Annotated in this window: 12 protein-coding genes and 1 riboswitch; of the genes, 4 read left to right on the top strand and 8 right to left on the bottom strand. The window is 54.9% G+C overall.

From position 1 onward, the window contains the following. The first annotated feature begins 20 nt into the window (after positions 1 to 20). Both DFO56_RS17660 and DFO56_RS17665 read left to right on the top strand, forming a co-directional pair. A complete protein-coding gene (locus DFO56_RS17660; protein ID WP_020455288.1) occupies positions 21 to 689 on the top strand; it encodes a DUF1190 family protein in 669 nt (222 codons plus the stop codon). 5 nt (positions 690 to 694) lie between these two features. Further along, entirely contained in the window at positions 695 to 1,855 is a 1,161-nt protein-coding gene (locus DFO56_RS17665) for a glutathionylspermidine synthase family protein (protein ID WP_020455289.1), read from the top strand. A 38-nt stretch (positions 1,856 to 1,893) separates the two neighbouring features. Here the strand turns inward: DFO56_RS17665 and DFO56_RS17670 are convergent, their stop codons facing one another. The 4 genes from DFO56_RS17670 to ygiD all read right to left on the bottom strand — a co-directional run bounded on the left by DFO56_RS17670 (position 1,894) and on the right by ygiD (position 5,858). After that, positions 1,894 to 3,180: a TRAP transporter large permease gene (locus DFO56_RS17670; RefSeq protein WP_020455290.1), complete on the bottom strand. Its 1,287-nt coding sequence runs from the start codon at positions 3,178 to 3,180 to the stop codon at positions 1,894 to 1,896. Positions 3,181 to 3,209: 29 nt separating this feature from the next. Next, positions 3,210 to 3,719: a TRAP transporter small permease gene (locus tag DFO56_RS17675; protein ID WP_045512092.1), complete on the bottom strand. Its 510-nt coding sequence runs from the start codon at positions 3,717 to 3,719 to the stop codon at positions 3,210 to 3,212. A gap of 62 nt (positions 3,720 to 3,781) precedes the next feature. Beyond that, a complete protein-coding gene (locus DFO56_RS17680) occupies positions 3,782 to 4,759 on the bottom strand; it encodes a TRAP transporter substrate-binding protein (protein WP_020455292.1) in 978 nt (325 codons plus the stop codon). A gap of 310 nt (positions 4,760 to 5,069) precedes the next feature. After that, positions 5,070 to 5,858, bottom strand: a complete 789-nt coding sequence (gene ygiD, locus DFO56_RS17685) for a 4,5-DOPA dioxygenase extradiol (RefSeq protein ID WP_020455294.1) — start codon at positions 5,856 to 5,858, stop codon at positions 5,070 to 5,072. Between the two features lie 197 nt (positions 5,859 to 6,055). Here ygiD and zupT point away from each other — a divergent pair, with 197 nt between their 5' ends. Next, positions 6,056 to 6,832, top strand: coding sequence for a zinc transporter ZupT (zupT, locus tag DFO56_RS17690; RefSeq protein WP_020455295.1), 777 nt, complete (start codon positions 6,056 to 6,058; stop codon positions 6,830 to 6,832). 27 nt (positions 6,833 to 6,859) lie between these two features. Here the strand turns inward: zupT and DFO56_RS24765 are convergent, their stop codons facing one another. Together DFO56_RS24765 and ribB are read right to left on the bottom strand one after the other, a co-directional pair. Beyond that, positions 6,860 to 7,009 (bottom strand): hypothetical protein, encoded by a 150-nt coding sequence (locus tag DFO56_RS24765; protein ID WP_158539535.1) that lies wholly within the window; start codon positions 7,007 to 7,009, stop codon positions 6,860 to 6,862. A gap of 264 nt (positions 7,010 to 7,273) precedes the next feature. Next, positions 7,274 to 7,927, bottom strand: coding sequence for a 3,4-dihydroxy-2-butanone-4-phosphate synthase (gene ribB / locus DFO56_RS17700; protein ID WP_020455297.1), 654 nt, complete (start codon positions 7,925 to 7,927; stop codon positions 7,274 to 7,276). A 106-nt stretch (positions 7,928 to 8,033) separates the two neighbouring features. Next, positions 8,034 to 8,183: riboswitch (FMN riboswitch) on the bottom strand. 122 nt (positions 8,184 to 8,305) lie between these two features. Between ribB and ubiK the strand changes: the two genes are divergently transcribed. Continuing rightward, positions 8,306 to 8,605, top strand: a complete 300-nt coding sequence (gene ubiK, locus DFO56_RS17705; protein WP_020455298.1) for a ubiquinone biosynthesis accessory factor UbiK — start codon at positions 8,306 to 8,308, stop codon at positions 8,603 to 8,605. A gap of 54 nt (positions 8,606 to 8,659) precedes the next feature. Here the strand turns inward: ubiK and hldE are convergent, their stop codons facing one another. Continuing rightward, positions 8,660 to 10,090, bottom strand: coding sequence for a bifunctional D-glycero-beta-D-manno-heptose-7-phosphate kinase/D-glycero-beta-D-manno-heptose 1-phosphate adenylyltransferase HldE (gene hldE / locus DFO56_RS17710; protein ID WP_020455299.1), 1,431 nt, complete (start codon positions 10,088 to 10,090; stop codon positions 8,660 to 8,662). Positions 10,091 to 10,136: 46 nt separating this feature from the next. Next, a complete protein-coding gene (gene glnE / locus DFO56_RS17715) occupies positions 10,137 to 12,986 on the bottom strand; it encodes a bifunctional [glutamate--ammonia ligase]-adenylyl-L-tyrosine phosphorylase/[glutamate--ammonia-ligase] adenylyltransferase (RefSeq protein WP_045512088.1) in 2,850 nt (949 codons plus the stop codon). Positions 12,987 to 13,000 lie beyond the last annotated feature (14 nt).

Genomic DNA, 13,000 nt, shown 5'->3' on the forward strand with positions numbered 1-13,000 from the left:
TGGAGTCCAGGAATATTACAATGAAACGGACAAAAAACATCCAACACGCGACGTTCCGCAAAAGCTGGAGCGCGCGCCATCTGACGCCTGTCGCGCTGGCGGTTACCGCCGTTTTTATGCTGGCGGGTTGTGAAAAAAGTGACGAGACAGTTTCCCTGTATCAAAACGCGGATGATTGCTCATCGGCGAACCCGGGGAAAAGCGCGGAATGTACCGCCGCATATAACAACGCGCTGAAAGAAGCCGAGCGTACCGCACCGAAATATGCCACGCGTGAAGATTGCGTTGCCGAGTTCGGTGAAGGCCAGTGCCAGGCTGCACCGGTGCAGGCTGGCGTAGCGCCGGAGAACCAGGCACAGGCGCAGTCCAGCGGCAGCTTCTGGATGCCGCTGATGGCCGGTTACATGATGGGCCGTATGATGGGTGGCGGCGCAGGCTTTGCGCAGCAGCCACTGTTCAGCTCGCGTAACCCGGCCAGCCCGGCTTACGGTCAGTACACCGATGCTTCCGGTAAAGGCTATGGCGCAGCGCAGCCTGGCCGTACCATTAACGTGCCGAAAACGGCGATGGCACCGAAACCGGCGACCACTACCACGGTAACGCGCGGCGGCTTTGGTGAGTCTGTGGCGAAACAGAACACCATGCAGCGTAGCGCCAGCGGTACAACCACCCGTTCAATGGGCGGCTAAGCGCCATGGAAAGAATCAGTATTACCGAGCGCCCGGACTGGCGCGAAAAAGCCACCGAGTACGGCTTCAACTTTCACACCATGTACGGCGAGCCGTACTGGTGTGAAGATGCCTATTACAAGCTGACGCTTGCACAGGTTGAAAAGCTGGAAGAGGTCACCGCAGAATTGCACCAGATGTGCCTGAAGGTGGTGGAGAAAGTCGTTGCCAGTGATGAGCTGATGGCGAAGTTTCGCATTCCTAAGCACACCTGGAGTTTTGTGCGCCAGTCATGGGCCACGCATCAGCCCTCTTTGTATTCGCGCCTCGATCTCGCCTGGGATGGCGTGGGCGAACCTAAGCTGCTGGAAAACAATGCTGATACGCCGACTTCGCTGTATGAAGCAGCGTTTTTTCAGTGGATCTGGCTGGAAGATCAGCTCAACGCCGGCAACCTGCCGCAAGGCAGCGATCAGTTCAATAGCCTGCAAGAGAAGCTGATTGAGCGCTTTGCCGAGCTGCGTGAGCAGCACGGTTTTCAGCTGCTGCATTTCACCTGCTGCCGCGATACGGTCGAAGATCGCGGTACGGTGCAATATTTGCAGGATTGTGCGGCCGAAGCAGAGCTGGCCTCCGAATTCCTTTATATCGAAGATATTGGTCTCGGGGAAAAAGGCCAGTTCACGGACTTGCAAGACCAGGTGATTGGTAACCTGTTTAAGCTCTATCCGTGGGAATATATGCTGCGCGAAATGTTCTCGACCAAGCTGGAAGACGCAGGCGTACGCTGGCTGGAACCCGCCTGGAAAAGCATTATTTCCAACAAGGCCCTGTTGCCGATGTTGTGGGAAATGTTCCCGGATCACCCGAACTTGCTGCCGGCTTATTTTGCCGAAGACGCGCACCCGGAGATGGAAAAATACGTTGTTAAACCTATTTTTTCCCGCGAAGGCGCTAATGTATCGATCATTGAAAATGGCAAAACGGTCGAAGCCGTTGAAGGACCGTATGGCGAAGAAGGCATGATCGTGCAACAGTTCTGCCCGCTACCCAAATTCGGCGACAGCTATACGCTGATTGGCAGCTGGCTTATCAACGATCAACCCGCCGGGATCGGCATTCGCGAAGATCGCGCATTGATAACGCAGGATCTCTCCCGCTTCTATCCGCATATCTTTGTGGAATAAGAGAAAACCCGGCAACGCAGGCCGGGTTTTTTATTGCCTTACAACACGCCAAACAGCTTCGGCAGGAACAGCGAGATCGCCGGAATATAGGTCACCAATAGCAATACAAGGAACAGGATCAGATAGAACGGCAACATCGCTTTTACCACCTGTTCGATCTTCTGCTTACTGACCGCACTGGCGACAAACAGCACCGATCCGACAGGCGGGGTGATCAATCCAATTCCCAGGTTCACCAGCATGATCATGCCAAAATGTACCGGATCGATGCCCAGCGCATTGGTCACCGGCAGCAGCACCGGCGTCAGGATCAAAATCAGCGGTGCCATATCCATCAGCGTGCCAAGCAACAGCAGCATGATGTTAATGCACATCAAAATAACGTATTTGTTATCCGAAATTTGGGTAAAGGCTTCCGTAATGCGAGCGGGCAACTGCATATAGGTCATTACCGCCCCGAACGCGGCCGCAAAGCCAATCAGGATCATCACGATCGTCACCGTTTTAACGGTGCGGTACATCAGTTTAGGCAGTTCCGACCATTTGTAATCGCGGTAAATAAACATGGTGACGAAAAAGGCCCACAGGCAGGCGATCGCCGCTGACTCTGTCGCAGTGAAAACCCCGGACAGAATGCCGCCCATGATGATCACCACAGTCATCAGCCCCCACAGCGTATCCACGAAGATCTTCAACGCCTGGCGAAACGGCACGCGCTCCCCTTTTGGATAGCCGCGTTTATGGGCGAATGCTACGCACATCACCATCAGTGTAAAACTGAGCAACAGCCCCGGCAGGATCCCGGCGATAAACAGCGCGGCAATAGAAACCGTACCGCCCGTCGCCAGCGAGTAGATCACCGAGTTATGGCTCGGCGGCGTTAAGATCGCCTGTACCGAGCCGCTGGCGGTGACCGCGGCGGCAAAATCACGCGGATATCCTTTTTTGTCCATTTCCGGGATCATCACCGAACCGATCGAGGCGGTATCTGCCACGGACGATCCGGAAATTGCGCCGAAAAATGTGGAAGCGACAATATTTACTAACGACAGCCCGCCGCGAATAAAGCCGACAAAGATATAGGCGAAATTTACCAACCGCCGGGCGATCCCCCCTTCGGCCATGATCGCGCCCGCGAGAATAAAAAACGGGATCGCCAGCAGCGAGAACTTATTCACGCCGTTCGTCAACTGGATCATCACCGCTTCCAGCGGAATATCGATATACCACGCGCCCAGCACCGCGCTAATGCCCACGGCGTAAGCCACCGGTACACCCACCGCCAGCATAATAGCCAGCGTAAAGAGCAGAATAAATGCATCCATAAACGTTCCTTACGGGATGTGATCGGGGATTAGCTCGACGAACCCAGCATCACCACCGGGCGGTGATATTGCGCGCCAAAAAGCATTTTTTCGATAATAAACAAGATGGTAATGGCAGAACCGACAGGCAGCGGCAAATAGCTTTCTCCTGCGGTAAAGAGCGGGAATTCGGCGACCGGTTGTTCCCATAATTCCGCGCATAACGCAGTGCTGTACCAGAGAATAAAAATGCTGATCGCCAGCAGCATCACCTCCGCAATCACAAAGCAGATTTTGCGCAGCGGTTCGCTTAAACGATCGGTAACCATACTGACTGCAATATGCGAACCCGCGCGGTAACTCACGGCGGCGCCAATAAAGGTAAAGGTCACCATGCAAATAATGGCGACCGGCTCCGGCCAGGATAAAGCGCTGTTCATGACGTAGCGGGCGAAAATGCCCACCGGAATAATCGCCACCATAATTAACAGCGCCAGACCTGCAATCCACATCGATATCCGGTACAGAATATCCATCAACAACGAATAGCGTTCAGCCATAGCAGTTTTCCCGGTGAAAGTTGCAAGTGGGCAGAACACAAAACGCGCCTGCCCGGCAAAAGTTATTGCACTTGTTGAATACGGGTAATCAGCTCCTGATGCTCTTTGCCGTATTTATCACGAACCGGTTGTGTCGCTTCAAAAAACGCTTTGGTATCGATGTCATGGAATTGCACGCCGCCCGTTTTCATCGCTTCCAGCGATTTTTCGTTATAGGTTTTCCATAATTCTCGCTGCTCAGCTTGGGCCTCTTTCGCCAGTTTCAGAATTAATTCCTGATCCTCTTTTTTCAGCTTGTCCCATTTGGCTTTTGAGAACAAAAACAGCTCGGGAATAATAAAATGCTTACTCCAGGTATAATTTTTGACGACCGGTAAATAGTTATGCGCAACGAAAGTAGGCGGGTTATTTTCCGTGCCATCGATCACGCCGGTTTGCATTCCGCTGAACACTTCACTAACCCCCATCGCCACCGAGTTAGCGCCCATCGCTTTCAGGGTATCGAGCGCAATTGGGCTGCCCTGCACGCGGATCTTCATACCCTTAAGATCTTCCGGCTTAGTGACTGGCGCTTTGGTGATCAGGTTACGCGTCCCGGCGTCCATCCAGCCCAGGAAGATCAGCCGTGATTTGCTGCTCTCCGACAGGCGGTTACCAATTTCCTGGCCAATCATGCCATCCAGCACTTTGTGCATATGGTCTTCATCGCGGAAAATATAGGGCAGCGTAAAGACATTTATCTCCGGTAATATCGCCGCCACTGGCGTCATAGAGACACGAATAATATCAATGGCGCCAATTTGTGCCTGTTCAATCACTTGCTTCTCATCGCCTAATACGCCGCCTGGAAAGGTCTTAATATCCAGCCGACCGTCTGTCGCCTTACTGAGCTTTTCCCCCATATGTTTTACCGCCACCACATTGGGGTAGTCGGCGGGGTGAACATCGGCAGCGCGAAAGGTTTGGGCGACAGAGGCGTGGGAGATAAACAGCAGAGCGGAACTAATACAGACTTTCAGTAAGGTTTTCGCTGAGTTCATATTTCCGTGTCTCCAGAGGGTTTATTTTTTAGGCGCAAAAGACCGACCGCGAACAGAATGTTCGTGGCATTGCACCGGATTGTTTTTATGGGTATGTCTGAAAAACAGACATTCTGAAGCGTAGTCACTCAGGTGGGTTATTGCGACGATGATGTTCACAAAAAGAGCCGAAATTCAGCACGGCGTTTCATTTTTGTAGCGAAGCTCTTTTTATTTTCAAAAAAACCGTATTTCAGGTGCTTTTTTTTGCGATCCTCCTCGAAGTTTTCCATTTTCAGGCAAAAAAAATGGCGCATAACGCGCCATTCATTTAGCCAACCTGCACCGAGAGCATACTGAGCGATCCCATCTCGAGACCATCAACCGGTATCGACACAGGTTCCCTGCCATCCCAGGCGCCAAGCACATACAGCAACGGCAGGAAGTGATCCGGCGTCGGGTTAGAGAGCGAACCACCTTCATGGTCAAGATAATTGACTAACGGATGCTGCTCGGCTGGCCCCTGCCAGGTCAGGTTCTCTTTCACATAATCATTGAACGCAATGGCCCACGGATACGGCGTATTTTCGCCATGCCAGCGCGCAGTACGCAGGTTATGTACCACATTACCGCTGGCCACCAGCATAATACCTTCATCGCGAAGTGCCGCCAGTTTGCGCCCCATTTCGAAGTGCCATGCCGCTGGTTTGGTGCTGTCGATACTGAGCTGCACCATCGGAATATCCGCGTTCGGGTACATTTTAATCAACACGCCCCATGAACCGTGGTCAAAACCCCAGGCTTCTTTATCCAGCGTTACCGGCACTGGCGAGAGTAATTCCACCAGGCGTTGCGCCAGTTCCGGCGAGCCCGGAGCAGGGTAATGCGTATCGTATAACGCCTGCGGGAAACCGCCGAAATCATGGATAGTTTTCGGCGCTTCCATAGCGGTCACGCCGGTTCCGCGAGTAAACCAGTGCGCGGATACCACCACAATCGCTTTCGGGCGTGGCAGCGTCTCGCCCAGAGCGCTCCAGGCGCGGGTATAAACGTTATCTTCCAGCACATTCATTGGGCTGCCGTGGCCCAAAAACAGTGCAGGCATGCGAGGTGCTGACATGGTGATATCCTTACTGAGTGTGTCTATTTTGATAAACGTAGATTACGCTTTTTCGGCGGGTGAAGAACTCAGATAACCATGATGAAGATCATCAGTAATTTTGAATGTAAGGAATGCGTAAAGGTCGCCACTCCGTCTCGCTTTTTTTGCAACAAAATCTTAGATTAATGAGAATGATTATCATAAAGGAGTAACTTATGTCAGTACCTTTGATTCTGACCATCCTGGCAGGCGCGGCGACGTTTATTGGCGCGCTTCTTGGTGTTATCGGCCAGAAGCCCTCAAACCGCGTACTGGCGTTTTCACTCGGCTTTGCCGCCGGGATCATGCTGCTTATTTCACTGATGGAGATGCTGCCCGCCGCGCTGGCAACGGAAAATATGTCGCCCATGCTCGGCTACGGCATGTTTGTGGTCGGGTTGCTGGGCTATTTCGCACTGGATCGCCTGCTGCCGCACGCGCATCCGCAAGATTTAATGCAGGGCACACAGCAAACTTTTCCGCGCGGCATTCGCCGTACCGCCATTTTGCTGACGCTTGGTATCAGCCTGCATAATTTTCCCGAAGGGATCGCCACTTACGTTACCGCCAGTAACGACCTGGAACTCGGCTTTGGCATCGCTTTTGCGGTCGCATTACACAATATTCCTGAAGGACTGGCGGTTGCAGGGCCGGTCTATGCGGCGACCGGGTCAAAACGCAGTGCGGTTTTCTGGGCGGGTATTTCAGGTATGGCGGAAATCCTTGGTGGGGTGCTGGCGTGGCTGATTCTGGGAAGCCTGGTATCACCGGTAGTGATGGCGGCGATTATGGCTGCAGTCGCCGGGATCATGGTAGCGCTGTCGGTCGATGAGCTGATGCCGCTGGCAAAAGAGATCGATCCCAATAACAACCCAAGCTATGGCGTGCTGTGCGGCATGTCGGTGATGGGATTAAGCCTGGTGGCGTTACAGGCGATGGGGTTTGGCGGGTAAGTCAGAGTGATGACGGGCAGCGGTGTATTAATCGCCCTGCCCAACGCGCCGGTGTTTTTTCAACTCCTCCACCACGCGTAAATAACCTTTATATATCGCTTCCCGATCATGACGGCAGGCTTTGCAATTACGTTTAAGCACGTGGATATAACCAAAGACAATCACAACAACAGCCACAATCCAATACCAGGAAATGAACACATTGCCTCCGTCATATATTCGGCAAAAATTGCTTCACAAATTAATTACAAAGCCGCTTAAATTGAACGAGTTAGAAAAATCTCAAATCCCTTTTAATACTCGCCGCAACGCTTACCACTTTATAAGTAGAACAATTCATTTTCAATGCGTGATGACCAGAAGCGCGCCAAACTTTGATGCAGGACAGGCAAAAAAAATCCGCAGCTCTTGGCTGCGGATTTTTACGGAGAAGGTTAACTGTTAGCTGGCTTTGCGCTCATGTTCCTGCCGATAAGCCACCAGGTCTTCAATCGTCACTACCGCCATATTGTGCTGTTTCGCAAACGCGATGCATTCCGGGGCGCGCGCCATTGAACCATCATCATTGGTTAATTCACACAGCACACCCGCCGGTTTGAAGCCTGCCAGCGTCACTAAATCGATAGTCGCTTCTGTGTGACCACCACGGGTCAGCACGCCACCCGGCTGCGCGCGCAGCGGGAACACGTGGCCTGGACGGTTCAAATCGGACGGTTTTGCGCCATCGGCAATCGCCGCACGAACAGTAGTAATACGGTCAGCCGCCGAAACGCCGGTGGTTACGCCATGCGCCGCTTCAATGGTCACAGTAAAACCGGTGCCAAATGCGCTGGTGTTGTTCTCTACCATCATTGGCAGATCGAGTTGTTTACGGCGTTCGTCGGTCAGGCACAGGCAAACAATGCCGCTACCGTGGCGAATGGTCAGTGCCATCTGCTCAACGGTCATGGTTTCGGCGGCGAAAATCATGTCGCCTTCGTTTTCGCGGTTCTCGTCATCGAGCACCATCACACCGCGGCCTTCGCGCAGCGCGGCAAGCGCGTGTTCAATACGTTGGAAAGGCGTGCCAAAAGAAGAAAGCAGCGTCTGATTCATGGTAAAAGACCTCAATAAAGTTATGGTTACCAGAATCAGGGCAGTCTTAGGAGTGTCGCAATGCGGCAAAAAAATAACGCGAGCGGGCGTCATTGCCCGACAGATTCGTTACTCTCTCCCATCCGGACTTTAACCGTCGGCCCCGGAATTACACCGGATCTGCTGACCTTCAGGCGTTAACCTGAAGCGCTCGCGGGCTTTCAGCATGCGCTGATTTACCGCCGGTGGGGAATTTCGCCCCGCCCTGAGAATAAGCGCGATAACTATAACGCCATTGATAATCTTCGGCAATGCATAAGCTTCAAACAATTCTGGTTTATCACCTGGGGTTATCACACTACAATAACCCTATGAGCCTATCCGAACAGGGACCCCAACATGATTGATCCGAAGAAAATTGAACAGATTGCGCGACAGGTTCACGAATCCATGCCGAAAGGGATCCGTGAGTTTGGGGAAGACGTTGAAAAGAAAATCCGTCAGACGCTGCAATCGCAGTTAACCCGCCTCGATCTGGTGAGCCGCGAAGAGTTTGACGTGCAGACGCAGGTTCTGCTGCGCACCCGCGAAAAACTGGCGTTGCTGGAACAGCGCCTCAGCGAGCTGGAAAGCCGCAGCAGCGGCAACGTCACCGAAGTGAAACCGGCCCCCGCCATTCCACCGGTTGATGAACAATAGTAAAAAGCCCTCATAAAGAGGGCTTTTTCTTTTCACCATTCACCAGCAGCGCCGTTATTGGCTGTCTTTCTGGATCTTTTTGATGATGTTGGTGGTTGAGCAGCCGTCTTCAAAGTTGAGCACCAGCACTTCCCCGCCGTTCGCCCACACCTCTTCGCTGCCCGCGATCTGTTCGGGTTTGTAATCACCACCTTTCACCAGCAGATCCGGCAGGATCCCGGCAATCAGGCGCTGCGGCGTATCCTCTTCAAACGATACCACCCAGTCCACCGCTTCCAGCGCGCTCAGTACAATCATGCGCTGCTCCAGCGGGTTCACCGGACGGGTTTCCCCTTTCAGGCGTTTGGTGGACGCATCACTGTTAACCGCAACAATCAGGCGATCGCCCAGTTTGCGCGCATTCGCCAGATAAGAGACATGCCCTGCATGCAGAATGTCGAACACGCCGTTGGTCATCACCACTTTCTCGCCGCGCTTACGCGCCGCCGCGACAGCGACTTTCAGTTCGTCTTCCGTCATCACACCGAAGCCGGTTTCCGCACGGCCACGCACGGCATTTTCAAGCTCGATTGGCGACACGGTTGAGGTACCGAGTTTACCGACCACCACGCCTGCGGCCGCGTTGGCGAAGTAGCACGCCTCTTCCAGCGAATTCCCGGCCGCCAGCGTCGCCGCCAGCACGCCAATCACCGTATCGCCCGCACCGGTGACGTCATACACTTCCTGCGCCTGAGTCGGCATATGCAGCGGCGCTTTGCCCGGCTGCAGTAGCGTCATCCCCTGCTCGGAACGGGTAACCAGCAGCGCAGAGAGCTCGTAATCGGCAATCAATTTCATGCCGCGTTCCACGATCTCATCTTCGCTTTTGCACTTCCCGGCCACCGCTTCAAACTCGGACAGGTTCGGAGTCAGCAGCGTGGCCCCGCGATAGCGTTCAAAATCCGTGCCTTTCGGATCGATAAGCACCGGCACACCGGCTTTGCGGGCCAGCGCGATCATCTGCTGAACACTTGCCAGCGCCCCTTTGGCGTAATCGGACAGCACCAGCGCGCCAATGTTGCCAAGCGCCTGGCTGATGCGTTCATGCAGCGGTTGCGGATCAACCCCTTCAAAACCCTCTTCAAAATCCAGGCGAATCAGCTGCTGGTTGCGCGACAGCACGCGCAACTTAGTGATGGTTGGATGCGTCGGAACAGAAACGAAGTCACATTTAACGTTAACATCCGCCAGCGCTTTGCTCAGCGCGCGCGCCGCATCGTCAATGCCAGTCAGACCAACCAGACGCGCCGTTGCGCCCAGCGAGGCAATGTTCATCGCCACGTTTGCCGCACCGCCCGGTCGCTCTTCAATGGTATCGACTTTCACAACCGGGACTGGCGCTTCCGGAGAGATACGGCTGGTTGGACCGTACCAGTAACGATCCAGCATCACATCACCCACCACCATTACACCGGCTTGCTTAAACTCTGGCAGCGTCACTTTCATTCCTGTCTCCTGAGAGATACAAAATTTGCGCGCGATGATATCACACTTACGCCGGGGCGCACGGTTCCACCAGCCACTTGTTCCAGCTGGTTTTGATAAGCGCACGCTCAGCGACAAAACAGGAGCGCGCCACATGTCCCGGCAACTCTTGCAGCGCCAGGTGGTGCAGCTCATCACGCAATGTGGTGTACGCCAGCGTCAATGCCTGCGCTTCCTGCTCATCCATGATGCCGTTTTGCGCCAGCCCTTCAAGGATGCGCACGTTATCCGACCAGCGCGTCAGTTTCGGCTTGTCATGGGCAAAACGCAGCACCAGATATTGGGCGATAAACTCAATGTCGGTGATACCGCCTTCATCGGCTTTCAGATCGAAGCGATCTTTGTGTTTGTTGCCAAGATGGGCACGCATTTTTTCGCGCATTTCGCGCACTTCAGTTTGCAGCGTAGTGGCGTCGCGCGGCGTCATCAGGATATCGCGGCGAATGGCATCAAACTCGGCGGTCAGTTGCGGATCGCCATACACCACGCGCGCGCGGGCCAGCGCCTGATGTTCCCACGTCCATGCTTCGTTTTTCTGATAATCAGCGAACGATTCCGCAGTGGTCACCAGCATTCCCGCAGCGCCAGATGGGCGCAAACGCGCGTCGACTTCATAAAGGATACCGGACGATGTGCGCGTGCTGAACAAGTGCATCACGCGCTGCGCAAGTCGCAGATAGAACTGGCGGCCATCGATTTCACGCTCGCCATCAGTCATCACATCCATCGGGCAGTCGTGCAGGAACACCAGATCCAGATCGGAACTGTAACCCAGCTCCCAGCCGCCCAGTTTGCCATAACCGACGACCGCGAAACCGCGCCCTTCGCGATCGTGCAGATGCGTCGGCTGGCCGTAACGCGCCACCATCTGCCCCCAGGCTTGCTGCACCACCGCATCAATAATCGCTTCCGCAAGCCAGGTTAAGTGATCGCTCACTTTCATTACTGGTAACGTACCGGCGATATCCGCCGCCGCCACGCGCAGCAACTGCGCCTGCTTAAACTGCCGCAGCGCCTCAAGCTGTTGCTCTTCATCCTCTTCCGGCACGCGCAGCAGGTATTGGCGCAGCTCATCGCGATAGGCGTTCATCGCCGTCGGTTGATAGAGCGTGTTCGGGTCGAGCAGTTCATCGAGCAGGATCGGGTAGCGCGCCAGTTGGCTGGCAACCATCGGCGACGCGGCGCACAGGGAAATGAGGTGTTTCAGTGCGCCGGGGAATTCACTCAGCAGCTCAAGGTATGTGGTGCGGGTAATAATCCCGGTAAGCAGCGGGGTCAGGCGCGACAGCGGCACTGGCGCATCGTCACGCGAGCATACATCGCTGAGCAGATGCGGCATTAAGTGATCGAGCACCTGCCGCCCGCGCGGGCCGATAGTGCGTTTATCCATCTCTTTGCGAAAATCGGCAATCAGCGCCACTACGCGGCGGCGATCGTCCTCTGCGAGATGCGCCAGCACAGGCGTAGAATCCTCTTCCTGCAACGCATCCTGCCACAGTTCGCGCCAGCTCTCAGAGAGGGCATCTTCCGGCGAATCCGTTTCATCATCGCCAATCAGTTCGTTAAAGATCCGGCGCACCGCCGACATATGCGCTTCCAGCGTTTCGTTCAGCGCTTCCCAGCTCTCTTTACCCATTCCCCAGGCGAGGCGCGCGCGATTCAGTTCATCGCCCGGCAGCGTCTGTGTCTGTTCGTCATTGATGCTCTGCAGCAGGTTTTCCAGCCGTCGCAGCCACAAATACGCCTCGCGCAGTCGGGTTGCATCACCATCCGGCAACAGATGCAGTTGATCAATGGCCGCAAGCGTCGGCAACAGCGAACGCGATTGCAGCGCAGGCTCGCGACCGCCGCGAATCAGCTGGAAAACCTGGACGATAAATTCAATTTCGCGGATCCCGCCCGCGCCAAGTTTTATGTTGTCCTTCAGGCCACGGCGACGCACTTCGCGGGCAATCATGCCTTTCATGTTGCGCAGGGACTGGATCACGCTGAAGTCGATATAGCGGCGGAAAACAAACGGGCGCAGCATTGCACGCAACTCTCGCGCATGGTCGCCGTCGTTGTCGCCCATAATGCGCGCTTTCACCATCGCGTAGCGCTCCCAGTCGCGCCCCTGCTCCTGGTAGTAATCTTCCAGCGCGGCAAAGCTCAGCACCAGCGGGCCGCTGTCGCCAAACGGGCGCAAGCGCATATCGACGCGGTAGACAAAGCCATCCTGCGTTGGCTGGTCGAGGACTTTAATCAGCCGTTGACCAAGGCGGGTAAAAAACTGTGCGTTATCCAGTTCACGGCGTCCGCCGCGCGTTGCGCCATTTTCCGGCCAGGCAAAAATCAAATCGATATCGGATGAGAAATTGAGTTCGCCGCCGCCCAGTTTGCCCATACCGAGCACCAGCATCGGCTGCGGCACGCCTTGCGGATTGCACGGCGTTCCCCACTCACGGCAGCAGGCGTCATAGAGCCAGTCGCGCGCGGCGACAATCAGGGTTTCCGCCAGCACGCTAAGCTGTTGCAGGATATCCTCTTCCGCCACCAACTGGAGCGCCTGGCTCCAGGCGATGCGCACCATGATGCGACGGCGAAACAACCGCAGCGCGCGCATCAGCGAGGCTTCATCGGTGATACCCTCCAGCGCCGTCTGCAGCCATTGCGCATAGTGTTGCCACTCATTCGCCGGCGGCGGCGCGCTTTCAAGCTCTGCCAGCCACTCAGGATGCGCGATGATGCTATCCTGAACAAAATCACTAAAAGTGAGCACTGACTGCGCCTGCGCGCTCAGTGGCTGCGCGGTGAGCGCTTCCGGCAGACGAGAAAAAACCGTTTGCCAGTGTTGCGACAATCCTGCGTGGTGCGGCATGCGAAATATCCTTT

This window comes from Kosakonia sp. AG348, from assembly GCF_003337365.1.
Taxonomy (GTDB): domain Bacteria; phylum Pseudomonadota; class Gammaproteobacteria; order Enterobacterales; family Enterobacteriaceae; genus Kosakonia.